This window comes from Paraburkholderia elongata (assembly GCF_013177735.1).
Taxonomy (GTDB): Bacteria; Pseudomonadota; Gammaproteobacteria; order Burkholderiales; family Burkholderiaceae; genus Paraburkholderia; species Paraburkholderia elongata.
In genome coordinates, this window is record NZ_WOEZ01000064.1 from 38,399 (window position 1) to 63,020 (window position 24,622).

A 24,622-nucleotide genomic window follows, 5' to 3' on the forward strand; every position below is an offset into this window, starting at 1 on the left:
CCTTACTCGTCGATGCCGCCGGAAACCGGCTGGCGTGGCGACGTAGGCTGAATGCTGTCATCCCGCGACGGGGCGGCGGCGGTCGGTACCGGCTCGCTGCTCGGGCGGGGTTTGTGCGGGGCGCCGGATTTACGCGGCGCCGGATTCTTTGTGGCGGCGGACGCGGATGCGGCGACGGCCGCCGACGCGCTGGATGCGGAAGCAGCAGTAGCCGGCGATGTCGCGGCCGCAGCCGCCGATGCAGCGGCTGTAGCCGATGCGGCCGCCGCCGCGGAAGCCGCCGCCGCGGCCGAAGCGGCGCCCGGCATCGGCAGTGCCGTGAAGCCCGCCGCGATCTTGACCGGCTGCGCCGCGTCCTGCGGCGTCGGTGCGTCACCCACTTCAGGCGCGGACGCATCCTGGGTCGCCGAGGCCGCTGCCGCGACCGCCGCCGCTTCTGCGCCGGGCTTGTTCTTGCCGACCAGGTAGTAATCGAGCACACGACGTGCGATCGGACCGGCCGACTCCGCACCCCAGCCGCCGTTTTCGACGATCAGCGCGAGCGCGATCTTTGGCTGTTCGGCCGGCGCGAAGGCGATAAAGAGCGCATGGTCGCGCAGATGTTCGGCGATCGCGTGGCCTTTGTAGTTCGCGCCTTGCAGCGAGTAGACCTGCGCCGTACCTGTCTTGCCGGCCGCCTGATACGGTGCCCCGATGAACAGCTTCGACGCCGTGCCGTTCGTCACGACGCCTTCCATCGCGCGCTTGATGATGTCGATGTCCGATTGCTTCACGGCGATCTTGTCGCTCGGATCGCGCACGACCGGGCGCGTATCTTTCGTAATCGGATTCTCGATGTCGCGCACGAGGTGCGGCTTCATCACGACACCGTTGTTCGCGAGCGTGGCCGTGGCGTGAGCGAGTTGCAGAATGGTGAACGAGTTATAGCCTTGGCCGATACCCAGACTGATTGTTTCGCCTTCATACCAGCGCTGCTGTTCGGGCTTGCGGTATGCCTTGCGCTTCCATTCCGTCGACGGCAGGATGCCGCGCGCTTCGCCCGATATGTCGATGCCGGTGATCTGGCCGAAGCCCCACGGCTTCATGAAGTTGGCGATGTTGTTGACGCCGAGATCGTGCGCAAGCATGTAGAAATACGTGTCGTTCGACACCACGATCGCGCGGTTCATGTCGACCCAGCCCTGGCCCGAGCGCACGTCGTTGCGGAACGTATGGCCGCCGAACGTGTACGAGCCCGGATCCTGGAAGCCCCAGCCGGGCGTGCGCTTATGCAGCGTCAGCGCGGCGAGCGCCATGAACGGCTTGTAGGTCGAGCCCGGCGGATAGGTGCCGTGCAGCGGGCGGTTCAGCAGCGGATGGTCGGGCGAATTGTTGAGCTCGTCCCAGGTCTGCTGATCGATGCCGTCAACAAACGAATTCGGATCGAAGCTCGGCGCCGACACGAACGCGAGTACGTCGCCGGTTGCCGGTTCGATCGCGACCAGCGCCCCGCGGCGGCCCGCGAACGCCTGCTCGGCGACCTGCTGCAGGCCGATGTCGATCGACAGTTCGAGGTTATTGCCGGGCGTTGCCTGGGTGCGCGACAGCGTGCGTACAGGCCGGCCACCGGCGGTTACTTCGACTTCCTCAAAACCAGTCTGGCCGTGCAGTTCCGTCTCGTAGCTCTGCTCGACGCCGATCTTGCCGATGTAGTCGGTGCCCTTGTAGTTGTTCGCGTCGAGGCGCGGATCGTAGTGGTCCGGATCGCTGTCGTTCTGATCGCTGGCGTCGTCGATGCGGTCCTGATCGCGCTGCGAAATCCGGCCGATGTAGCCGATCACGTGCGCCGCGGTCGGCCCGAGCGGGTATTGGCGGAACAGCCGTGCGCGCACTTCCACGCCCGGAAAGCGGAAGCGTTGCGCAGTGAAGCGCGCGACTTCGTCGTCGGTGAGGCGGGTGCGGATTGGCAGGCTTTCGAAATTCTTCGAATCTTCCTGCAGCTTCTTGAAGCGGCGGCGGTCGCGTGCGTCGATCGAAACCACGGTGGCCAGGTTGTCGATCACGTTTTCGAGCGTGTCGTTCAGCTTCGACGCCGTGATTTCGAGCGTATACGCCGAGTAGTTCTTGGCCAGCACCACCCCGTTACGGTCGGTGATGATGCCTCGGTTCGGCACGATCGGCGCGACCGAGATGCGGTTTTCGTCGGCTTGCAGCGAGTACTTGCTGTAGTGCCAGACCTGCAGGACCAGGAAACGGAAGCCGATCAGCCCGAAGCAGACGAACACGAACACGCCCGCCGCCGCGACGCGCAGGCGGAACTTCGAGAGCTGTTGCTGAGTGTCCTTGAATTCGGTCATGCGATTCTGCAAAAGGCCGCGTGACGGCCATCATGAGTGTGCGCCCAAACCGGCCGGAACCGGGAGGCATGAACAGCGATGCGCGTCGAGCGGGCCGGGTACCGAGGTTCTATCGGAACGGCCGGCGTGCTCAATGCGTGATTAAATCGGCCGCGTATCGTCCGGGTCGGCCGGGCGGCGCTGCGGCATCAGCAGCAGCACGCTGGCGACCGGCCACAGCGCGGCTTCGACGAAGCCGTCGATCAGGTAGCTCCAGCCCGGAAACGCCGCGCCCGTCAGCAGACGGATCACGAACGGCACCAGTTGCGCGACGACCAGGAGCGGCATCACCGCGAAGGTCTGCACGCCGAGTGACATCCACAGCACCCGGCGATGGATCGTAATCGCGCCATACGACAACAACGTATACGCCAGCGCGTGCTCGCCGAGCAGGCTGGCGTTGTGCACGTCCATCAGCAAGCCGAGAAAGAACGCGATACCCATGCCGACTTTGCGCGGCTGGTGCACGTTCCAGAACAGCAGCACGAGCGCCACGAAGTCCGGCACGCCGGCGAGGCGCCCCCACGGCATCAGGTTCAGCAAGAACGCCGCAGCGAGGCTGAACGCGATGAAGTACGGATTGACCGGCTGCAGGATGTATTGCGGACGGTTCATGGCTGTGCCCCCGGCGTGGCTTGCGGCTTCGCGCTCTTGTCAGCGGCCGGTTTCTTTTCGGTAGCGGCTTTCTTCTCCGCGGCAGTGGCTTTGGCCGGCGGTTTTTCAGCGGGCTTGGCAGCAGCGGCCGGCTTTTCAGCAGGCTTCGCAGCGGATTTATCCGCCGCAGCCTTGCTGTCCGCGGGCTTGCCGCCCTTCTTCGCTTTCGCGTCCTTGGCGGCCGTGGCCGCATCGGGCTCTTCCGCCGGACGCGGCGGCACGTTGTTCAGATAGTGCAGCACCAGCAACTGACGCGCGCCGCGCACGGGCGCAACCGGCAAGCAGATCACCCGCGCGAACGCCGTATCGGCCTGCTTGTCGACGCGCACGACCTTGGCGACCGGCAGCCCCGGCGGATAAACGCCGTCGAGCCCGCTGGTGACGAGTTCGTCGCCGGTTTGCACGTCGGCGCTGATCGGCACGAAGCGCAGATCGAGCGTATCGCCCTTCGGTGTGCCGTAAATCACGCTGCGCAAGCCGGTGCGCACGATCTGCACGGGCACTGCCTGGTCCTTGTCGGTGAGCAGCGTCACTTCGGCTTGCAGCGGGAACACCCGCGTCACCTGCCCGATCACGCCGTCTTCGTTGACGACCGGCGAACCGCCCTGGACGCCTTGCTGGGCGCCGCGGCCGATTACGACCTTTTGCGTGAACGGATCGCGCGTGTCGTACTGGATTTCAGCAGGCAGCGATTGCGTGGTCGAGCGCTGCGAGAGTTGCAGCAGCGCGCGCAAATGGGTGTTTTCGGCAGCCAGTTCGGCGGCCGTATTGGCTTGCTGCGAGAGCTGAAGATCTTTGGCGCGCAGTTTGTCGTTCTCGCTGCGTAATGTGGCGCTGGTCACGGCGAGGTCGGCAGCGCCCATGAAGACGTCGCGCGGCACGAGGGCTGCGCGTTGCAACGGATAAAGACCCGCACCGAGCACGCCGCGAACGATTTCGAGCGTTTTGAAGCGTGCATCGGAGATCAACAGGGCGAGCGCCAGCACGACGAAAAACACCAGCCGTGCGAGGGCGGAAGGGCCTTGCTTGAACAGGGGCGGCGGACTGTATTCCATGGTCGCCGGGGGCGTGAGCGGTTGGGTGAGACGGCGGCGCGCGAGAGACGCGCGTTCAGCGCGCAGAGGCTGGCAGGCCCAGCCAACGGCAAACCGGCCCGCAAGGGGCCGTTTGCCTGATCCGCGCTACTGACATGGAGACGGGCTCGCTTACTCGTACGAGAAGATGCTGCCCAGCTTGTCCATGCGTTCGAGCGCCATGCCCGAGCCGCGCACAACGCAGGTCAGCGGGTCTTCGGCGACAAGCACCGGCAGGCCGGTTTCTTCGGCGAGCAGGCGGTCCAGATCGCGCAGCAGTGCGCCACCACCCGTGAGCATCATGCCGCGTTCGGCGATGTCGGCGCCCAGTTCCGGCGGCGTTTGTTCGAGTGCGATCTTCACCGACGACACGATCTGGTTCAGCGGATCGGTGAGGGCTTCGAGAATTTCGTTGCTGGAGATGGTGAAGCTGCGCGGAATGCCTTCCGACAGATTGCGGCCCTTCACTTCCATTTCCTTGACTTCGGAACCCGGGAACGCGGAGCCGATTTCTTTCTTGATCGCTTCTGCGGTTTGTTCGCCGATCAGCATGCCGTAGTTGCGGCGGATGTAGTTGACGATGGCTTCGTCGAACTTGTCGCCGCCTACGCGCACCGAACCCTTGTACACGATGCCGCCGAGCGAGATCACGCCGACTTCGGTCGTGCCGCCGCCGATATCGACGACCATCGAGCCGGTTGCTTCCGACACCGGCAGGCCTGCGCCGATTGCCGCAGCCATGGGTTCTTCAATGAGGTAGACCTGCGAAGCGCCCGCGCCGTGTGCCGCTTCTTTAATTGCGCGACGCTCGACCTGGGTCGAGCCGCACGGCACGCAGATGATGATGCGCGGCGACGGCGAGAACATGCGCGATTCGTGAGCAGTTTTGATGAACTGCTTGATCATCTGTTCGGTGACGGTGAAGTCGGCGATCACGCCGTCTTTCATCGGGCGGATCGCCTCGATGTTGCCCGGCACCTTGCCAAGCATCTGCTTGGCTTCTTTACCGACTGCCTGAATGGTTTTTTTGCCGTTGGGACCGCCTTCCTGGCGGATCGAGACCACCGACGGCTCATCAAGAACGATACCTTTGCCACGCATGTAAATGAGCGTGTTGGCAGTGCCAAGGTCAATCGCCAGATCGTTGGAGAAGTAGCTGCGCAGAAAACCGAACATTCAAAATCCTGTCTCGCTTGGGGCCGGCCCTCGCAACGTATGCGCAGGGCGGCAGCGGAAAAATAACAGCTTCAACCGGGCGGATGCGGCGCCACAGGAACTTGAAGCTGCGAGGGAGTCTACCGGAGGCCGGAGCAAGGCCCAGTCAGAAAAATCCGAACTATCTTTGGGAATTGTTCAGAAAGGCCTTGGTAAGTCGGTCCGGGTTTGGGTCGAACGCGTAATGATACCTTATAATTTTGGATGTTTTGAAGGAAACGGACGGCACTTTTTGCCGCCGCTGGCCCCTTTTCCGAGGTCTTCCTCCAGTGTCGTAACCCGCTGTCGCAGCATCGTTTTTCCCGCGCTGCGGCGGTCCACCACATTTTCCGGTGACTGCATGGCTCTGACCCTGACCGATGTTAAACGCATCGCGCACCTCGCGCGGCTCGAACTGGCTGACGCCGACGCTGAGCACACGCTTGCCCAGCTCAACGATTTCTTCGGGCTCGTCGAGCAAATGCAGGCGGTCGATACCACCGGCATCGCCCCGCTTGCCCATCCGATCGAGCAGATCGAAGACGTCGCACTGCGTCTGCGTGACGACGCAGTGACCGAAACGGTCGACCGTGAAGCTTTCCAGCGCCCGGCGCCGGCCGTCCAGGACGGCCTGTACCTCGTGCCGAAGGTGATCGAGTAAGTGATCGACCAAGACTCGCGAATCAAGCCCAGGATAAAACGCAATGCATGAAAAAAGCTTGACCGAACTGCGCGCCGCACTGGCGGCCAAGGAATGCTCCGCAGTCGAACTGGCGCAGCTGTATCTGAAGCGGATCGACGCGGCCAATAGCCTGAACGCTTTCATTCAGGTCGACGCCGACCTGACGCTCGCGCAGGCGAAAGCGGCCGACGCGCTGCTTCACACCGGCCACGCCGGCCCGCTGGTCGGCCTGCCGATCGCGCACAAGGACGTGTTCGTCACCAAGGGCTGGCGCTCCACGGCCGGCTCGAAGATGCTGTCGAACTACGAAAGTCCGTTCGACGCGACGGTGGTCGCGCGTCTGCAGAACGCCGGCATGGTGTGCGTGGGCAAGACCAATATGGACGAGTTCGCGATGGGCTCGTCCAACGAGAATTCGTACTTTGGTCCCGTGCAGAATCCGTGGGATCGTAAGGCTGTGCCGGGCGGTTCGTCGGGTGGCTCGGCGGCCGCGGTCGCGGCGCGCCTCGCACCCGCTGCCACAGGCACGGATACGGGCGGCTCGATTCGTCAGCCGGCGTCGTTCTCCGGCATCACCGGCATCAAGCCGACATACGGCCGCGTGTCGCGTTACGGGATGATCGCGTTCGCGTCGTCGCTGGATCAGGGCGGCCCGATGGCCCAGACCGCTGTGGATTGCGCGACGCTGCTCAACGCCATGGCCGGTTTCGACGAGCGCGATTCGACCAGCCTCACGCGCGACGATGAAGACTTCACGCGCTACATCGGCAAGACGTGGAAGGAAGGTGGCGCGGACAAACCGCTCGCCGGCCTGCGCATCGGCCTGCCGAAAGAGTATTTCGGCGCAGGCCTTGCCGACGACGTGCGCGCCTCGATCGACGCCGCCTTGAAGCAATACGAAGCGCTCGGCGCGACGCTGGTAGAAGTCTCGCTGCCGAAAACCGAGTTGTCGATCCCGGTGTACTACGTGATCGCACCGGCGGAAGCTTCGTCGAACCTGTCGCGTTTCGACGGCGTGCGCTTCGGCCATCGTGCCGCGGAATACCGCGATCTGCTCGACATGTACAAGAAATCGCGTGCAGAAGGCTTCGGTCCGGAAGTGAAGCGTCGTATTCTGGTAGGCGCCTATGTGCTGTCGCACGGCTATTACGACGCGTACTACCTGCAGGCGCAAAAGATCCGCCGCATCATCGCGCAAGACTTCCAGGAAGCGTTCAAGCAGTGCGACGTGATCATGGGACCGGTGGCGCCGTCGGTGGCGTGGGACCTCGGCGCGAAGGGCGACGATCCGGTGCAGATGTATCTGGCCGACATCTACACGCTGTCGGTGAGCCTCGCCGGCTTGCCGGGCATGAGCGTGCCGTGCGGCTTCGGCGCGGGCGCGAATGCGCAGCGTCCGGTGGGTCTGCAGATCATCGGCAACTATTTCAATGAAGCCCGGATGCTGCAAGTAGCCGACGCGTTCCAGCGCGCGACCGATTGGCACCGTAAAGCACCGGCAGGAGTGTGAGCACCATGGCCAAGCAATGGGAAGTCGTGATCGGTCTGGAGACCCACGCGCAACTGTCGACCCAATCGAAGATTTTCTCGGGTGCCGCCACGCAATTCGGCGCTGCACCGAACACGCAGGCCTGCCCCGTCGATCTGGCATTGCCGGGCTCGCTGCCGGTGATGAACCGCGGCGCCGTGGAGCGCGCGATTCAGTTCGGCCTCGCGATCGGCTCGACGATCGCACCGCGCAGCATCTTCGCGCGTAAGAATTATTTCTACCCCGATCTGCCGAAGGGCTATCAGATCAGCCAGTACGAAATCCCTGTCGTGCAAGGCGGTCAGGTGACGATTCAGGTCCCGGCTAACGAGAAGGCGGGCAAGGAAGCGTACGAGAAGGTCGTCAACCTGACGCGCGCTCACCTCGAAGAAGACGCGGGCAAGTCGCTGCACGAAGACTTCGCGGGCATGACCGGCATCGACCTGAATCGCGCCGGCACGCCGCTGCTCGAAATCGTCACGGAGCCGGAAATGCGCAGCGCGGCGGAAGCGGTCGCCTACGCCAAGACGCTGCACACACTGGTCACATGGCTCGGCATCTGCGACGGCAACATGCAGGAAGGCTCGTTCCGTTGCGACGCGAACGTGTCGGTGCGTCCGGTCGGTCAGGCGGAATTCGGCACGCGTGCCGAGATCAAGAACCTGAACTCGTTCCGCTTCCTCGAAGAAGCGATTCAGTACGAAGTGCGCCGTCAGATCGAATTGATCGAAGACGGCGGCACGGTGGTGCAGGAAACGCGTCTGTACGATCCGGACAAGCGCGAAACGCGTTCGATGCGCAGCAAGGAAGACGCGCACGACTACCGCTATTTCCCCGATCCCGATCTGATGCCGCTCGTGATCGACGCGGCATGGGTCGAGCGCGTGAAGAGCGAAATGCCGGAACTGCCGGTGGCGATTCAGCAGCGTTTCGTGTCGCAATACGGCCTCACGCCGTACGACGCCAACGTGCTGACGTCGAGCAAGGCCATGGCTGCGTACTACGAAGCGGTTGTCGTCAAGGTCGGCCCGGCGCAGGCGAAGGTCGCGGCTAACTGGCTGATGGGCGAAGTGTCGTCGCAACTGAATCGTGAAGACTTGGACATCGCGGAGAGCCCGGTTTCGTCGGCGCAACTCGCGCTGTTGCTGCAACGTATCGCCGACGGCACGATCTCGAACAAGATCGCCAAGGAAATTTTCCTCGCGATCTGGGAAGAGAAGGCCACCGACGAAGCCGCTGCCGATCGCATCATCGAAGCGAAGGGTTTGAAGCAGATTTCGGACACCGGCGCGCTGGAAGCGATCATCGACGAAGTGCTCGCCGCGAACCCGAAGTCCGTTGAGGAATTCCGCGCCGGCAAGGAAAAGGCGTTCAACGCACTGATCGGGCAGGCGATGAAAGCCACCAAGGGCAAGGCCAATCCGGCGCAGGTGAATGAACTGCTGAAGAAGAAGCTGTCCTGAATGAACTTGGGTTGTGGCTGAGTTGAACCTCGGTTGAACCCCGGTTGAATGTAGCGGCTGAAGCGCGAGCTTCGGTCACCGCGGGCTGTTGCCGGAAACGAAAGTGGGGCAACGGCCCGTTTCATTTTGCGGGCCCGCTTTTATTTTATGTACCGCTGAACGCAGATCACGGAGTGTGAATGGCGAAACAACCCGAACTCGACGATTTCCGCGTGCCGTATTTCGACGACGCCAAGAAGAACAGCAAATTCTCGCTCGACGCTTTCGACCCGGCCGCGAAGCCTTTTTCGACCGGTTCGAAAGATGCCGACCGGGCGCGTTTGTCGGAGATTGGAGCTACGCTCGACACGTTGCAGGAGTGCCTGCACGCGCAGCAGAAGCGTCGGGTATTGCTGGTGCTGCAAGGCATGGACACGAGCGGCAAGGACGGCACGATCCGCGCGGTGTTTCATGAAGTCGATCCGCTCGGTTTGCACATCGTGCCGTTCAAGGCGCCGACGCCCGTCGAACTGGCGCACGATTTTCTCTGGCGCGTGCATGCGCAGGCGCCCGCTGCCGGTGAATTGACGATCTTCAATCGCAGTCACTATGAAGATGTGCTGGTGCCGACCGTGCTCGGCAATCTGGATGCCGACGCATTCGAGCGACGCTGCTGTCACATTCGCCAGTTCGAAAAACTGCTGGCCGACAGCGGTACGGCCATCATCAAGTGCATGCTGCACATTTCAAAAGATGAGCAGCGTGAGCGTCTGCAAGCGCGCATTGACGATCCGAGCAAGCATTGGAAATTCGACGTCTCCGATCTCGAAGCCCGCAAGCAGTGGGACAAATATCAGGCGGCGTACCGCGATGCGCTAGCCGCGACGTCGACCGACTACGCGCCGTGGTACGTGATTCCGGCCGATTCGAAGACTCATCGCAATGTGATGGTCGCCGAGTTATTGCTGCGCACGTTCGAAGCGCTAAAGCTCGAATATCCGCCTGCCAAAGAATCGCTGAAGGGCGTCAAGGTCGAATGACCGTATGCTTTTTGCCCTTTGCTCTAACAACGAATCGAACATAAAAGGAACGACATGTTGCGTGTGATTACCGCCAACCTGAACGGCATCCGCTCAGCGGCGAAGAAGGGTTTTTTCGATTGGTTCGGCGAACAGAAAGCCGACGTACTGTGCGTGCAGGAAATCAAATGCTCGCAAGACGATCTGACGCCGGAATTCATGTCGCCGCACGGTTTCACCGGTTATTTCCAGCATGCGGTGAAGAAGGGTTATAGCGGCGCGGGCGTGTACACGCGCCATGAGCCGGATGAAGTGGTGATCGGGTTCGGTAGCGAGGAATTCGATCCGGAAGGGCGCTATGTCGAATTGCGCTTCGGCAAACTGTCGGTGATCTCGGTGTACGTGCCGTCGGGGTCGAGTGGGGAAGATCGCCAGCAGGCCAAGTTCCGGTTCATGGACGAGTTCATGCCGCATCTCGGGGAACTGGCCCAGGAGCGCGAAGTGATCGTGTGCGGCGACGTGAACATCGTCCACAAAGAGATCGACATCAAGAACTGGAAGAGCAACCAGAAGAATTCAGGCTGCCTGCCGGAAGAGCGCGAGTGGCTCACCAAGCTGTTTGACGAAGTGGGTTACGTCGACGTGTTCCGTACTTTGGATCAGCGGCCGGAACAGTACACGTGGTGGAGTAATCGCGGTCAGGCGTATGCGAAGAACGTGGGGTGGCGGATCGATTATCAGATCGCGACGCAGGGCATCGCCGGCAAGGCGAAACGCACCGACGTGTTCCGCGATATCAAGTTCAGCGACCATGCGCCGCTGACGGTCGATTACGACCACAAGGTCAAGAAATAAGTACGGCTTGAACTGCAAAGGAACCGCGTAAGTCACAGGCGAGGCCGCAAGCGCCGCGGCTCACGCAACTCACTCGCTGACCGGTTTGCGGCGCGGGCGCCCTATGCCGGCATAGTCCGGCAGCACGTCGACGCTCTTGCCGATTGCCTTCGCATAGAGCGGCAGCATATCTGGCAAACGCTTGATGATGTCCTGGCGCCGCACCGGCGTGTACGGGTGCACGTAGATATAGCCCTGGTCGCGATTGCTGCGCGTCGCCGTGGCCAGCTTGTCCCATAGCGTGACCGCCGCGCGCGGATCGAAGCCGGCGCGAGAGGCGATATCGCTGCCGATTACATCGGCCTCGGTTTCGTCGGTGCTCTCGTACTTCATCTCCAGCAATCGCGAACCGATGCCGAGCGGCGCCGCGCCCAGATCGGCGAGTCCGAATAGCTGCGGGATCGTGCCGGATGAGTCGAGCTGACTGGCCTGCAGTTCGCCGAGCCGCTCGCGCGCATGCTCGCGCAACGCGTGTGCGATCTCGTGACCGATCAGCATGCCGAGTTCGTTGTCGTTCAGACGCGCGCGATCGAGCAGGCCGCTATACACGACGATCTTGCCGCCCGGCAGGCAGTACATGCGGATATCGGGCGAGCGCACCACCGCCACATTCCACTTCCAGCCCTTCGCCCGCTCGTTCCACTTCAGCGAGTAGGGAATCAGCTTGTCGACGATCGAACGAACCCGCGTGACGTGGGCGTCGGTGTCGCCGTACAGGCGGTTCGCGTGCTCTGCGCCGTACACGATCTGGCTGAACTCTTCGGCGGCTTGCGCCTCGAGCATGGGCGACGGGATCAGGTTGCGAAACACGAGGTAGCCGCCGTAGCGCAACTGTGTGTTCGGAGCACTGTAAGACGGGGGCGTGGGGGCGTTGGCGGTTGCGGCAGGCGAGGAAGTCGCGGCAGGCGCTTTTGCGGTCGCTGCCGGCGCCGAGGTGGCTGCGGGCGTTTTGGCCGTTACAGGCGGGGGGGGGGGGTGGGTTTAAGCGGGCGGCGTGGCGGCCGCAGGTGCGCTGAGGGCGTTCGTGGCGCTGGCCGCGCCGGTTGCCGCCGATGTCGCGTTTTCAGGACTCGCTGTGTTCGGCGCCGACTTTGCCGCCGGCGTCGGCACTGGCACCGGCGTGGTGGCGGTGGCCGGCGCTGCCGCACCGGTGCCGACCGTGGACATAGCGGTCGCGTAGGCGCTCAATGGCGCCGCCAACGTCAGGCTTGCGCAACTGAGCGCCAAGGCCGCACGCAGCACCGCGCGGCCGGCCTTGGGCGAACGAATCCTTGAGGCATCCGATTCCAGACGCACCAGGCGCGTTGACTGAAGCACCGTCACGACTGTGTTCTCCAGGGCGCGATGCGCAGCAGAAGCAGCATGCCGGGCAGCCCCAGCGCAGTACACACGATGAAGTAGTCGAACCAGCCGATCTGCGCGACGACGTAGCCGCTTGCCGCGGACGCGAGCGTGCGCGGCACCGAAGCGAGGCTCGTGAAGAGCGCGAACTGCGTGGCCGTGTAGCGCGGATCAGTGGTACTGGCGATATATGCGACGAAGGCAGACATCGTCAGGCCGGTCGCAAAGGTTTCAAGGCCATAGACGAGCGCGAGCGCCACCGAGCGCGGATCGAGTTGCACGGTCCAGTCGATGCCGAACACCGACAGCAATTTCGTCGTACCTTGACTCAGCCAAACCGCGATGTCATAGACGACAGCCAATCCAGGCGAGGCTGGGCCAATATGCGCGAGCCACGCGAAGCCGAGCGTCGACACCATCTGCAGGATGCCGAAAATCCACAGCCCACGGCCGATGCCAATGCGCATCAGCCAGATCCCGCCGATAATCCCACCCGCGAGACTCGCACCGAACGCGGTGGTCTTGGCGATCACGCCGATCTGCGTGCGCGAGAAACCGATGTCGAGAAAGAATGACGTCGATAGCGTGGTTGCCATCGTGTCGCCGAGTTTGTACAGGAAGATGAACGCCAGCACAAAGAGCGCGCCACGCCAACCATCGCGCTGGATAAATTCGCGGAACGGCAGCACGATCGCATCGCGCAGGTTTTTCGGCGGCGCGCCGTGTACCTCGGGTTCGCGTACCACCAGCGTCATGATCATGCCCGGCAGCATGAACGCAGCGGTGACCGCGAATACGGTAGCCCAGGGCAGATGGTCGGAGAGGATCAGCGCCAGCGAACCCGGCACCAATGCGGCAATCTTGTAAGCATTCACGTGCACTGCATTGCCGAGACCCTGCTGCGTGTCGCTCAGCAACTCACGCCGGTAGGCGTCGATCGCGATGTCCTGGCTCGCGCCGAACAACGCGACCAGCGCCGTCAACGCGGCCACTGTCCAGATGGAATCGCGCGGCGAGACGACCCCTAGAGTGGCGATCGCGCCCGCGACCAGAATCTGCGTAACCAGCATCCAGCCGCGCCGTCTGCCCGGACGCCAGCCCGGCAAACGCGGCACGTAGCGGTCCATCAACGGGGCCCAGACGAATTTCCAGGTGTACGGGAACTGGATCAGCGCAAACAGGCCGATTTCCTTCAGATTGACGCCTTCGGAGCGTAGCCATGCCTGTACCAGATAGACGAGCGTGAACAGCGGCAGTCCCGACGTAAAGCCGAGAAAGACGCAGATCAGCATGCGCGTATTCAGGAACGCGCGCCAGCCGGGATGTTCTTCGTGAGCGGTAAGTGCAGGCGCCTCGTGCGGCGGGTTCGACATGTGGATAAGTGGCGTTAGCTTTTCTTGACGCGATAGACCGCAAGACTACCACGCCAGTTCACCCCCCACCGCACCACCTGACCATCGTGAAGCACCACGCGGTCGAGAATCTCGATGCCGACTTCCGGCGCCAGCGCCTCGAAATCCTTGATCGTCAGCACCCGCACGTTCGGCGTGTTGTGCCACTGGTAAGGCAACGACTTGGACACCGGCATGCGGCCTTGCAGCACGGACAGCCGGTGCGCCCAGTAACCGAAATTCGGGAACGAGACGATGCATTCCTTGCCCACCCGCACTGTCTCGCGCAGGATCGCGGCCGTTTGATGGATGGTTTGCAGCGTCTGCGACAAAACCGCGAAATCGAAGCTGCTGTCTTCGAACAGACGCAGGCCGTCTTCCAGATTCTGCTGGATCACGTTGACGCCGTTCTGCGTCGACGCCAAAACCCCGGCGTCGTTGATTTCGATGCCATAGCCCTGCACGTCCAGTTCTTCGGTCAGGAGCGACAGCAACGAGCCGTCGCCGCAGCCCAGATCGAGCACGGTGGCGCGCGGTTCGACCCAGCGGGCGATCGCGCGGAAGTCCGGGCGTAGCGCCAGATAATCGAGTGCTCGCTGGTTCATGCGTTCACCTCGTTCGCAATACGTTCGTAATAGGCGCGCATCAGGTTGTGATAGCGCGCATCGTCGAGCAGGAAGGCGTCGTGGCCGTGCGGCGCGTCGATTTCCGCGTAGGTCACCGTGCGCTTGTGATCGAGCAGCGCCTTCACCAGTTCGCGCGAGCGGGCCGGCGCGAAACGCCAGTCGGTCGAGAAGCTGGCGATCAGGTATTTCGCCGTGGTGTGCGCGACGGCGGCGGTCAGATCGCCGTCGAAGGCTTTGGCCGGATCGAAATAGTCGAGCGCGCGGGTGATCAGCAGGTACGTGTTCGCGTCGAAGTAGTCGGCGAATTTGTCACCCTGATAGCGCAGATACGACTCCACCTCGAATTCGACATCGAAGTTGAAGTTGTACGCGTCCACCGCGCCTTCCGCGCGGCGCAACGAACGGCCGAATTTTTCGGCCATGTCGTCGTCCGACAGATACGTGATGTGGCCGATCATGCGCGCGACGCGCAAGCCGCGCTTCGGCTTCACGTTATGCGCATAGTAGTTGCCGCCGTGGAAGTCGGGGTCCGACAGAATCGCCGAGCGCGCCACCTCGTTGAACGCGATGTTCTGCGCGGACAGCTTCGGGGTGGACGCAACGACGATGCAATGGCCCACCCGCTCCGGATACATCATGCTCCACGCGAGCGCCTGCATGCCGCCGAGGCTGCCGCCCATCACCGCCGCGAAGCGCGTGATGCCGAACTCATCGGCGACGCGCGCCTGCGCGTTCACCCAGTCTTCAACCGTCACGACAGGAAAGGTCGCGCCGTACGGATTGCCTGTAGCCGGATCGATGCTCATCGGCCCGGTCGAGCCGAAGCACGAACCCAGATTGTTCACGCCGATCACGAAGAACTTGTTGGTGTCGAGCGGCTTGCCCGGGCCGACCATGTTGTCCCACCAGCCGATGTCTTTCGGATTGTCGGCGTACACGCCCGCCACGTGGTGAGAGGCGTTGAGCGCGTGGCACACCAGCACGGCATTGCTACGCGCGCCGTTGAGCGTGCCGTAGGTCTCGACCATCAGGTCGTAACCGGCCAGCGAGCTGCCGTTCTGCATGAGCAGCGGCTCGGTGAAATGCATTTTTTGGGGAGCGACGATACCGATCGATTCCATTCATTCCGCCATTTAACAAATACAGGGCGGCTAGATTGGCGTCGGCGAGGCACGGAGGAGAAACGGTGTGCGCGGCTGACGACCTCTTTAGCCGCATTTATAGTGAACCGCGGGAAACGTTCCCGGCAGTTCGCGCGCCCGCAATCGAGTCAGCAAATCGGCGCGTGATAGGTGTTCAGGGTGTTCTGGACAGCGGTCTCAGGAGTATCGAGGTGCCGAAGTCAGGCGCAAAGTATAGCGGAAAATTTCATGCGGCAGCGTCGCGGGCGCTGCCGCGCCGTTGCGCGGGCGGCGCGGACTACTGAAGAATCAGCAGCAGCTGTGCATCGGCGTGTTCAGCCGGCGGCCGCGCAAAGCCGCTGCGCACATACCGATGCCAGCGACCGATGATGTAGCTCAGCAGCAAGCTCGCGCGGATCGCGGGATCGTAGCCGGCGGGCAGCGGGGCAGCATGCGCATTTGCGCTGGGGCTTGCGTTTTCACCCGCGCTTGCGTTTGCCTCCATCTGAGCCAGCCGCAAACACTGCTTCAACGACGCCTCGACTCGCTCCAGCATCTGATTGACCCGCTCGGTCAGCCGCTCGTGCTCGCCGACCAGCGCTTCGCAGGTCAGCACGCGCGTCATGCCGGGATTCTTCGCGGGGAAGTTGAGCAGCATCAGCGCGATCGCACGGGCTTGCAGCACGCCGTTGCTTTCCTTGTCGGCAATCTGGTTGATCAGGCCGAAGATGGTCTGCTCGATGAACTCGATGAGCCCTTCGAACATTTGCGCCTTGCTGGCGAAATGGCGGTACAGCGCGGCTTCCGAGACGCCGAGCCGGGCGGCGAGTGCCGCCGTGGTGATCTTTTCGCTCTTCGGTGCCTCCAGCATCGCGGCAAGCGTCTGCAGGATGTGCACGCGGCGCTCACCCGGCTTCAGGCGCGGCGTACGCGGGGCGGGCGACGGGGGGGGTTCGTCTTCGGCTACGGCTTCGTCAGGCTTGTCGATCGGCTGCATGGCTGTCGTCCCGTCTGCTGTCCCTTCAATCGAACCGAGCGGGTGCCCAGTCGTAGCGATTTTAACGAACGAATGCTTCGATCGACATAGTGCGGCCGGCCGGTGCCCGGCAGACGCGTCGGTACGCCGTCCGCGTACGGTTTGCGCGGCAGGTGGCCGGTGATCCACACGGTGCGGATGCCGAGCCGCCGGTAGTTCTTCAGATGCGAGCGCGTGTCTTCCACGAGGATCACGTCTTTGAGCGAGACGTGCGCGTCGCGCATCGCCCGGCGCAGCATCGAATGATCAGGTTTGGCGCGCCAGTGGCGGCGATCGCGCATATGTTCGATGGCAATCACCTGTTCGAACAGACGCTCGAGGCGCAACTCCGCGAGCACCGCGCGCGCATAGGTTTCGGGCGCATTGGTCAGCACGATCTTGCGACCGGGCAGCGACGCGACGAGCCGGGCGACGCCGCGTTCGTGACGGATCATCGAACCGAGATCGGGGAAGGTGTGGACGACTTTCAGGAAGTCGTTCGGGTCGAGCGGATGATGGCGCGCCAGACCGAGCAGCGTCGCGCCGTAGCGTTGCGTGTAGCCGGTGCGTAGACGGTTGGCTTCGTCGATGTCGACTTGCAATGCGTCGATGATGTACTGCGTCATGCCCTGATTGATCGCCGGGAAGATCGCGTGCGAGGCGTGATGCAGTGTGTTGTCGAGATCGAACAGCCAGACCGGACTGCCGCCTGCGATGTGCGGACGACGGCGTCGGGAAGTGGGGGTGCGCATGATGGAGGACGCCGTTCAGGCGCAGGCAGTCGCTTCACGCAGCGAACGCTGACGACGGTTCGCGACGCGGAAGGCGATAAAAGACGGGAGAGCGTTTTTGCGCCGAAGGGCGGCGCGCTGTGTACCGCGGGACGCAGCGGCAGCGCAACTGCACGGCCCACACGGCACGCCTGACTGGCGAGCCGTGTGGGCCGGGTTTGAGGCAGGAATCAATGCGAGCGGATCATCGTGCCGAACGGCTGTTCGGTGAGAATTTCCAGCAGCACCGAGTGCTCGATGCGCCCGTCGATGATGTGCACCGAACGCACGCCGCTCTTCGCTGCATCCAGCGCCGACGAGATTTTCGGCAGCATGCCGCCGGAGATCGTGCCGTCTGCGAACAGGCCGTCGATTTCACGCGCCGACAGATCGGTCAGCAGATTGCCTTCCTTATCCATCACGCCCGGAATGTTGGTCATGATCACAAGCTTTTCGGCGTTCAGCACGACCGCCAGTTTGCCCGCGACCAGATCCGCATTGATGTTGTACGACAGGCCGTCTTCGCCGAAGCCGATCGGCGAGATCACCGGAATGAACGCGTCGTCCTGCAGCGCTTTCACGACCGCGGGATTGATCGCCTCGACTTCGCCCACCTGACCGATGTCGACGTACTGGCCCGGATTGTCGCGATCCGGCATCTGCATCTTGCGCGCGTGGATCAGGCCGCCGTCCTTGCCGGTCAGACCGACGGCGTGACCGCCGAAATGGTTGATCAGCGTGACGATGTCCTGCTGCACTTCGCCGCCGAGCACCCATTCGACGACTTCCATCGTCTCTTCGTCGGTGACGCGCATGCCCTGAATGAACGTGCCCTGCTTGCCGATTTTCTTCAGCGCCTGGTCGATTTGCGGACCGCCGCCGTGCACGATGACCGGATTGATACCGACCAGCTTCAGCAGGATCACGTCGCGCGCGAAGCCTTGCTTCAGCCGTTCTTCAGTCATGGCGTTGCCGCCGTATTTGATCACCACAGTCTTACCGTGATACTGGCGAATGTAAGGCAGCGCCTCGGCCAGGATTTCAGCCTTCAGGGTGGGCGCGATCTGCGAAAGGTCAGGAAGCTCGGACATGGCGGCAGGCTCAGGCACGGAACAGTTAAAACAGGGCGAATTGTACAGGACTGGCGCGCTGCAACAGGGTTTTCGACACCGGCACCGGTGACGGGCGGCGCGGGCTTTGCGCACTGCGCAATGGACGGCCCGCAGCGGCTACCGGCGAGCAAGCTTATCGCCGTTCAGAACTGCCCGTGAATTGGCCGAACGGCCGACTCACCCTGGCACGCCAGTCGTGGCATCATTTTGTAATCCAGGCTGAAGCGAGGCCACCGGCTCGTCATGAAATCGTCAGCTTCCCGCTCCGAAAGCAGCGCGCTTTGTCCGCGCTGTGGCCATGCGTTCGATTGCGCCATGCATCGGGTGCCGTTCGACTGCTGGTGCCGTGAGATGTCGGCCCTGCCGGCAGACCGGCTCGATCCGTCGGGCCGCTGCCTGTGTCCCGAATGTCTCGCAGCGGAGATTGCGCGAGCCGTGCAACCGGCGCCGGGAGCCGGTTCGCCTTGAACGCAGCGCGGCTCTGGTGGCCGCGTTGCCGACCTATGCCGCGTGGTGCCGGGCCGCAAGCACGCTCGGATCACGTGCAACGGTCTCCAGTGCCGGATCCCATTGGCCAAACTGTGGCTGCCGGTAGAGCGTTGCGCTCGGATACCAGGGGCTGTCGGGCCGGTCGAGCAGCCAGACCCAATGCGGATTGACGTCGAGCAGCACCCATGTGCGCTGGCCGAGCGCGCCGCTCAGATGCGCCACGGACGTGCAAACCGTGATGACGAGATCGAGCGCGCTGACAAACGCCGCCGTGTCGTCGAAGTTGGCGAATTCGGCGGTGTAGTCCGACATCGGCAGACCCGCCGCTCGGGCGGCCGCGACGTCCGCCTCGGCACCCGGTTGCAGCGAATAGAACGCCACGTCGTGCATGCCGCCGAAATGTTCCGCGTAGCGCTCCCAACCCACCCGCCGGAATGGATTGCGCTGATGGCCGGCACTGCCCGTCCACGTCAGTCCGACCTTGAGCCTCGTTTCTCCGTTAAGCCTCTTTCTCCACGACTCGCTGGCTGCAGCGTCCGCACGCAGATACGGAGTCGCAGCGGGGATGGTTTCTTCGCGCGTGTCGAATATCAAAGGCAGGCTGAGTAACGGAATTTCGTAGTCGAACGGCGGCAAAGATTCGACGCCGCCGCCGGCCGAATAGTTGTCCACACGATCGCTGAGGCTGCGAGCGAGCAGCGCACCCATCTGCGGAAATGAATTCCAGACGAGACGGCCGCCCTCGCGATGAACACGCTCGGCCAGCAGAGGGATATAGCGGCTGAACTGCAAGACATCGCCCATCCCCTGCTCGCCCCACACCAGCAGGGTTTTGCCGGCGAGCGGTTCGCCTCGCCAGGTCGGCGCCGGCATTGCCGGGCGGTTGCCGCCCAATTCAAATGATCGGTCCCAGCGCGCTTCGTGGGTTTGCCAGCCGTGCGCATAATCGCCTCGCATAAGCTGCAGCATGCTGAGATTGGAGCGCATGGTCGCGTCGTTAGGCGCTAATGCACAGGCGGCTCTTTCGGCGTGCTCCGCTTCGTCCCAGCGTTGCGCCTCACGCAACGCCAGTGCATAGTTGTTATGCGCCAGCGGGCTATGCGGCGCGCATTGCACGGCTCTTACGCCGGCTTCGAGCGCGCGCGGCAGATTCAAATTGGCGCGGCTTGCCTGAGTGAGATTGGTCCATGCGTCGCCGTGGCCGGGTTCGTCATGAACTGCACTTTCCAGTAGGGCGATCTGTTCGTTCAGGTCGCCGCTTGTAAGCGCGAGGGCGCCAGCGAGATTGTTGCGCAACTGCGGCAGTCTCGGATCGATGGCGTGTGCGCGACGATAGGGTGCGATTGCCTCGCCATGCCGGTTTGCCATCTGCAGCGCGTAGCCGACACGGAAGTGTGCGAGAGCGCGATGGGGATCGAGTTGGGCAATAATGGCGGCAAGTTCAATCGCGTCATGAAGACGATGTTGCTCGACAAGCGTAGCAATGAGTGATTCGATCGACTCATCGTCGATTGGGTGGTGTTGCGCAGCGGCATCGAGCCAGCCGGCCTCCGCCTCTGCGGTCCCGTTTTGCCGGGCTGCAGCAGCATGGCGCAGAAAATTCAGGAAAGCTGAAGAGGCGGGAGTTTCGCTATCAGAGATAGGCAGCATGGATGGGTTTGAGTGTGGCAAGAACCGGTGATGAGCGATCGGCCTGTGCAACGCTATCGCAAAAATTCCATGTTACCGGCACGAGACCGCGAGGTCAGTCGGACTAGTCCGAACCGTTAAACTAAAGTCATGCATCGTATAACTAACACCGGCCGGGTCAACCTCGGTCATCTGTTCTGGCTACGCAGCCTCGCCATCATTGGCCAGCTGACGACGATTGCGTTCGTGCAGACCTTCTTCGGCGTGCACTTGCCGTTGCCCGCCATGTTGCTTGTGATCGCCCTCGAAGTGATCTTCAACGGACTCACGTGGTGGCGCGTCTCGCAGCAGCGGCCCGAGTCCAATCTCGAACTGTTCGGCCAGATCTGGGTCGATCTCGGCGCATTGTCTGCGCTGCTGTTCCTCTCTGGCGGCACCACCAACCCATTCGTTTCGCTGTACCTGCCATCGCTCGCGATTGCCGCCGCCGTGTTGCCATGGCAACTGATGGCGTGGCTCGCCGCGTTCGCCGTGGCCTGCTATGCCGTGCTCGGCTTCGATTCCGTACCGCTCAATCTCGATAACCCGGCCAACCTGTTCGACTACTTTCGCGCAGGCATGTGGGTGAACTTCATGGTCAGCGTCGGCCTGATTGCGTGGTTCGTCGCGCGCATGTCACGCGCTCTGCGACTACGTGACGCAGCGCTCGGAGACGCGCAGCAGCGCTTGCTTCACGATGAACGCGCCGTCGCACTCGGCGTGCAGGCTGCCACTGTCGCGCACGAAATCGGCACGCCACTGTCTACAATTGCGATGTTGTCCGAAGAATTGCGCGACGCTGCGCGAACCGATAAGGGGCTCGCGCCGTACAGCGCCGATCTGGATCTGCTCGAACAGCAAATGACGCTGTGTACTTCGGCGCTTGCGCGGCTGCGCAGCCGCGCAACGACCGCGACCAACCGGCAAACGGTCAGCGAATGGCTCGAGTCGTTTGGCGAGCAATGGCGCTTGCGTCATCCGCATGTGAAGTTCGAGCGGATCGGTGTACCGCCTGCGGGCGTCAGTCTTGACGATACGGTTGCCGTTAGTCAGATTCTTACGATTCTGCTCGACAACGCCGCGCGTGCGAGCCGCGATCACGTCACGCTGTCGTGCGCGCTCACAGCGCGCGGCGACCAGATCGTATTCGAGGTATGTGACGCGGGTCCTGGCATTCCTGCCGCGCTGCGCGGGTCGCTCGGCGCGATGCCGGTCGACAGCACACAGGGTGGGCACGGCGTGGGCCTGTATCTGGCATTTTCAGCGGCGGCACGTCTGAAGGGATCGATCGAGCTGGCCGATGTCAGCGAGATCAAGCCGCGTGGCACGCGTGCAGTGTTGAGACTGCCGCTTGCAGCGCGCAAATTTTCAGGTGCGGGCCGTCAAGGCACTACGCCATCCAACACGGAGAAACAGGCATGAGCGATATGAATTTTCTGGTGATCGACGACGATGAGGTGTTCTCCGGCATCCTCGCCCGCGGTTTGACGCGGCGCGGCTATACGGTGGCCGAAGCGCACAACGCGGATGAGGCGATCAAGTTGGCGAACCAGCAGAAGTTCAGCCAGATCACGGTGGACCTGCATCTCGGCAACGACTCCGGCCTTACGCTCGTCGCCCCCTTGCGTGATTTGCAGCCTGACGCGCGCATGCTGGTGTTGACCGGTTATGCCAGCATCGCCACGGCGGTACAGGCGGTGAAAGACGGCGCCGATAACTACCTGGCGAAGCCCGCCAATGTCGAGACGATTTTGTCGGCGCTGCAAAGCGAAGCGAGCTCGCTGCAGGCTGAAGCGGCGATTGAGCATCCCACGCCGTTGTCGGTTGCGCGTCTGGAGTGGGAGCATATTCAACGCGTGCTCGCCGAGCACGGCGGCAATATTTCAGCCACTGCGCGCGCGTTGAACATGCATCGCCGAACGCTGCAGCGCAAGCTGGCGAAGCGGCCGGTAAAGCAGTAAGCGCTGGGGCTTGCCCGCGCTTGCGGGCCGTCAAGCAAAACGGGCTGTCTTTCAAAAGACAGCCCGTTTTTTTACGCGTCACACATGATTGGTCGTATGCGAGGCGCGCGGCTTTAACGCGGCATTGGCGTCGACGCCGGCATCGGCATCGGCATCACAGCACGTAGCGCGACAGATCCTCGTCTTCCGCCACTTCGTTCAGCGCGCGATCGACATACGCCGCGTCGATCTGCACCGTCGTGCCGGAGTGATTGCCGGCTGCGAACGAGACATCTTCGAGCAGTTTTTCGATCACCGTGTACAGGCGGCGTGCGCCGATGTTTTCGGTCTTCTCGTTGACCGAGTACGCGATTTCGGCCATACGGCGAATACCGTCGTCGGCGAATTCCAGGTGCACGTCTTCCGTGGCCAGCAGCGCCTGGTATTGCTTGACGAGGCTCGCGTCGGTCGAAACCAGAATCGATTCGAAATCGCCCACCGACAGCGAATCCAGTTCGACCCGAATCGGGAAGCGGCCTTGCAGTTCCGGAATCAGATCGCTCGGCTTGGCCAGATGAAACGCGCCGCTCGCGATGAACAGAATGTGGTCGGTCTTCACCATGCCGTACTTGGTGTTGATCGTGGTGCCTTCGACGAGCGGCAGCAGATCGCGCTGCACACCCTGACGCGACACTTCACCACCGCCTGCTTCATTACGCGACGCGATCTTGTCGATTTCGTCCAAGAACACGATACCGTTCTGCTCGACGTTCTGCACCGCTTTGGCTTTCACCTCTTCGTCGTTGAGCATCTTGCCGGCTTCTTCGTCGGTGAGGACCTTGAGCGCTTCCTTCACCTTCAGCTTGCGGCGTGTTTTCTTGCCGCCGCCGATGTTCGCGAACATTGAACGGATCTGCTCGGTCATGTCTTCCATGCCCGGTGGCCCCATGATGTCCATGCCGACTTGCGGCTGCTCGACGTCGAGTTCGATTTCCTTGTCGTCGAGCAGGCCTTCGCGCAGACGCTTGCGGAAGGTCTGGCGCGTGGTGCTGCCTTCGTCCGCCGTGTCGACGGCGCTGGAGCTCGCGCCGAAACCAACCGGCCGGGCGCTCGGCAGCAGGATGTCGAGGATGCGGTCTTCGGCCTGATCTTCCGCCTTGGTCCGCACTTTGCGCATTTCCGTTTCGCGCGTCTGCTTGATTGAGATCTCCATCAGATCGCGCACAATGCTGTCGACGTCGCGGCCTACGTAGCCGACTTCGGTGAATTTGGTGGCTTCGATCTTGATGAACGGTGCGTCGGCCAGTTTCGCCAGACGCCGCGCGATTTCGGTTTTGCCGACGCCGGTCGGTCCGATCATCAAAATGTTCTTCGGCGTGATTTCCTGACGCAGCGGGTCTTCAACCTGCTGACGGCGCCAGCGGTTGCGCAGCGCCACGGCAACTGCTTTCTTCGCGCGGCCTTGGCCGATGATGTGTTTGTCGAGTTCCGAGACAATCTCGGCAGGGGTCATAGTGCTCATCGTGGGTCCTTACTCGATCGTCTCGATAACGCGGTTATGGTTCGTATAGATGCACATGTCGCCGGCAATCTCCAGCGACTTCTCCACGATCTCGCGCGGCGACATTTCGGTGTTGTCAGCGAGCGCCTTCGCGGCGGCTTGCGCGTAAGCGCCGCCCGAACCGATCGCGCAGATGCCGCCTTCCGGATCGAGCACGTCGCCGTTACCGGTGATGACGAGGGTGGTGGTGGCGTCCGCCGCGATCAGCATTGCTTCGAGGCGGCGCAGCATGCGGTCGGTGCGCCAGTCTTTGGCGAGTTCGACGGCAGCGCGGGTTAGATTGCCCTGATGTTTTTCCAGCTTCGCTTCGAAGCGGTCGAGCAGCGAGAAGGCGTCGGCCGTGCCGCCGGCGAAGCCGACCAGCACCTTGCCGTTGTAGATGCGCCGGACTTTCTTCGCACCGCCTTTCATGACGATGTTGCCCAGCGTGACCTGGCCGTCGCCGCCAAGCGCGACCTTGTCGCCGCGGCGCACGGAAACGATCGTCGTGCCGTGAAATTGCTCCATATGCGTTCCTCTTTGCAAAACGGGTAGGACACGGTGGCGGAACACCACCGCATGAATCCTGTGAATCCTGGAAGCGGACGGCGCGCAACGCTGAAACGATCAACCGGCCGGCGCGCGCTCGTGCAACGCATGTCCAACTTATTTTAGGGCGTGTGCGGTCATATCAAGAGCCGGCAAATGGCATAAGACAAAAACACGGGATTCGGAGCGGGCGGGGGAC

At 62.7% G+C, this 24,622-nt stretch carries 21 protein-coding genes and 1 pseudogene; 8 read left to right on the forward strand and 14 right to left on the reverse strand.

Translation table 11 applies throughout. From position 1 onward, the window contains the following. Positions 1-2: 2 nt before the first annotated feature. The 4 genes from mrdA to GNZ13_RS13235 form a co-directional block, all read right to left on the reverse strand. Positions 3-2,336, reverse strand: coding sequence for a penicillin-binding protein 2 (gene mrdA / locus GNZ13_RS13220; protein WP_172164677.1), 2,334 nt, complete (start codon positions 2,334-2,336; stop codon positions 3-5). Positions 2,337-2,477: 141 nt separating this feature from the next. Beyond that, positions 2,478-2,990 (reverse strand): rod shape-determining protein MreD, encoded by a 513-nt coding sequence (mreD, locus tag GNZ13_RS13225; protein ID WP_172164680.1) that lies wholly within the window; start codon positions 2,988-2,990, stop codon positions 2,478-2,480. Then, on the reverse strand, positions 2,987-4,084 hold the full coding sequence (gene mreC / locus GNZ13_RS13230; RefSeq protein WP_172164683.1) for a rod shape-determining protein MreC: 1,098 nt from the start codon (positions 4,082-4,084) through the stop codon (positions 2,987-2,989). Before mreC ends, mreD begins: the two co-directional genes overlap by 4 nt. Before the next feature lie 150 nt (positions 4,085-4,234). Next, entirely contained in the window at positions 4,235-5,278 is a 1,044-nt protein-coding gene (locus GNZ13_RS13235) for a rod shape-determining protein (RefSeq protein WP_004189550.1), read from the reverse strand. 379 nt (positions 5,279-5,657) lie between these two features. Between GNZ13_RS13235 and gatC the strand changes: the two genes are divergently transcribed. The 5 genes from gatC to GNZ13_RS13260 all read left to right on the forward strand — a co-directional run bounded on the left by gatC (position 5,658) and on the right by GNZ13_RS13260 (position 10,822). Further along, entirely contained in the window at positions 5,658-5,957 is a 300-nt protein-coding gene (gene gatC, locus GNZ13_RS13240; RefSeq protein ID WP_063494470.1) for an Asp-tRNA(Asn)/Glu-tRNA(Gln) amidotransferase subunit GatC, read from the forward strand. Positions 5,958-6,000: 43 nt separating this feature from the next. Next, a complete protein-coding gene (gene gatA, locus GNZ13_RS13245) occupies positions 6,001-7,488 on the forward strand; it encodes an Asp-tRNA(Asn)/Glu-tRNA(Gln) amidotransferase subunit GatA (RefSeq protein WP_172164686.1) in 1,488 nt (495 codons plus the stop codon). A 5-nt stretch (positions 7,489-7,493) separates the two neighbouring features. After that, positions 7,494-8,969 carry an Asp-tRNA(Asn)/Glu-tRNA(Gln) amidotransferase subunit GatB gene (gene gatB, locus GNZ13_RS13250; RefSeq protein ID WP_172164689.1) on the forward strand — a complete coding sequence of 492 codons (1,476 nt, stop codon included), beginning with the start codon at positions 7,494-7,496 and terminating at the stop codon, positions 8,967-8,969. 179 nt (positions 8,970-9,148) lie between these two features. Next, positions 9,149-9,988 (forward strand): PPK2 family polyphosphate kinase, encoded by an 840-nt coding sequence (locus GNZ13_RS13255; RefSeq protein ID WP_172164692.1) that lies wholly within the window; start codon positions 9,149-9,151, stop codon positions 9,986-9,988. 54 nt (positions 9,989-10,042) lie between these two features. Continuing rightward, positions 10,043-10,822, forward strand: a complete 780-nt coding sequence (locus tag GNZ13_RS13260; RefSeq protein WP_172164695.1) for an exodeoxyribonuclease III — start codon at positions 10,043-10,045, stop codon at positions 10,820-10,822. 69 nt (positions 10,823-10,891) lie between these two features. Here GNZ13_RS13260 and GNZ13_RS13265 read toward each other — a convergent pair. From GNZ13_RS13265 to argB, 7 genes and pseudogenes are all read right to left on the reverse strand, one after another. Further along, positions 10,892-12,160, reverse strand: a pseudogene (locus GNZ13_RS13265) (M48 family metallopeptidase). Between the two features lie 20 nt (positions 12,161-12,180). After that, complete coding sequence (locus GNZ13_RS13275) at positions 12,181-13,575, reverse strand: AmpG family muropeptide MFS transporter (protein ID WP_172164704.1); 1,395 nt, start codon at positions 13,573-13,575, stop codon at positions 12,181-12,183. A 14-nt stretch (positions 13,576-13,589) separates the two neighbouring features. After that, complete coding sequence (metW, locus tag GNZ13_RS13280; protein ID WP_120297324.1) at positions 13,590-14,198, reverse strand: methionine biosynthesis protein MetW; 609 nt, start codon at positions 14,196-14,198, stop codon at positions 13,590-13,592. Next, positions 14,195-15,340 (reverse strand): homoserine O-succinyltransferase MetX, encoded by a 1,146-nt coding sequence (gene metX, locus GNZ13_RS13285; RefSeq protein WP_172164707.1) that lies wholly within the window; start codon positions 15,338-15,340, stop codon positions 14,195-14,197. The genes metW and metX overlap by 4 nt, the downstream gene beginning before the upstream one ends. 298 nt (positions 15,341-15,638) lie before the next feature. Next, entirely contained in the window at positions 15,639-16,337 is a 699-nt protein-coding gene (gene slmA / locus GNZ13_RS13290) for a nucleoid occlusion factor SlmA (RefSeq protein ID WP_172164710.1), read from the reverse strand. Then, positions 16,304-17,107, reverse strand: coding sequence for a pyrimidine 5'-nucleotidase (locus GNZ13_RS13295; RefSeq protein ID WP_172164713.1), 804 nt, complete (start codon positions 17,105-17,107; stop codon positions 16,304-16,306). The genes slmA and GNZ13_RS13295 overlap by 34 nt, the downstream gene beginning before the upstream one ends. Before the next feature lie 209 nt (positions 17,108-17,316). Then, positions 17,317-18,216: an acetylglutamate kinase gene (argB, locus tag GNZ13_RS13300; protein ID WP_028197732.1), complete on the reverse strand. Its 900-nt coding sequence runs from the start codon at positions 18,214-18,216 to the stop codon at positions 17,317-17,319. Between the two features lie 264 nt (positions 18,217-18,480). Between argB and GNZ13_RS13305 the strand changes: the two genes are divergently transcribed. After that, complete coding sequence (locus GNZ13_RS13305) at positions 18,481-18,705, forward strand: cysteine-rich CWC family protein (RefSeq protein ID WP_172164716.1); 225 nt, start codon at positions 18,481-18,483, stop codon at positions 18,703-18,705. 33 nt (positions 18,706-18,738) lie between these two features. On the opposite strand, the gene GNZ13_RS13310 is transcribed toward GNZ13_RS13305, so the two are convergent. Then, positions 18,739-20,376, reverse strand: coding sequence for a tetratricopeptide repeat protein (locus GNZ13_RS13310; protein ID WP_172164719.1), 1,638 nt, complete (start codon positions 20,374-20,376; stop codon positions 18,739-18,741). A gap of 129 nt (positions 20,377-20,505) precedes the next feature. On the opposite strand from GNZ13_RS13310, the gene GNZ13_RS13315 reads away from it, so the two are divergent. Together GNZ13_RS13315 and GNZ13_RS13320 are read left to right on the forward strand one after the other, a co-directional pair. Next, a complete protein-coding gene (locus tag GNZ13_RS13315) occupies positions 20,506-21,816 on the forward strand; it encodes an ATP-binding protein (protein WP_172164722.1) in 1,311 nt (436 codons plus the stop codon). Next, positions 21,813-22,355, forward strand: coding sequence for a response regulator transcription factor (locus GNZ13_RS13320; protein WP_172164725.1), 543 nt, complete (start codon positions 21,813-21,815; stop codon positions 22,353-22,355). The genes GNZ13_RS13315 and GNZ13_RS13320 overlap by 4 nt, the downstream gene beginning before the upstream one ends. A 154-nt stretch (positions 22,356-22,509) precedes the next feature. Here GNZ13_RS13320 and hslU read toward each other — a convergent pair whose 3' ends face one another. Together hslU and hslV are read right to left on the reverse strand one after the other, a co-directional pair. After that, positions 22,510-23,856 carry an ATP-dependent protease ATPase subunit HslU gene (gene hslU / locus GNZ13_RS13325; RefSeq protein ID WP_172164728.1) on the reverse strand — a complete coding sequence of 449 codons (1,347 nt, stop codon included), beginning with the start codon at positions 23,854-23,856 and terminating at the stop codon, positions 22,510-22,512. A gap of 9 nt (positions 23,857-23,865) precedes the next feature. Further along, positions 23,866-24,402: an ATP-dependent protease subunit HslV gene (hslV, locus tag GNZ13_RS13330; protein ID WP_091797221.1), complete on the reverse strand. Its 537-nt coding sequence runs from the start codon at positions 24,400-24,402 to the stop codon at positions 23,866-23,868. Between the last annotated feature and the right edge of the window lie 220 nt (positions 24,403-24,622).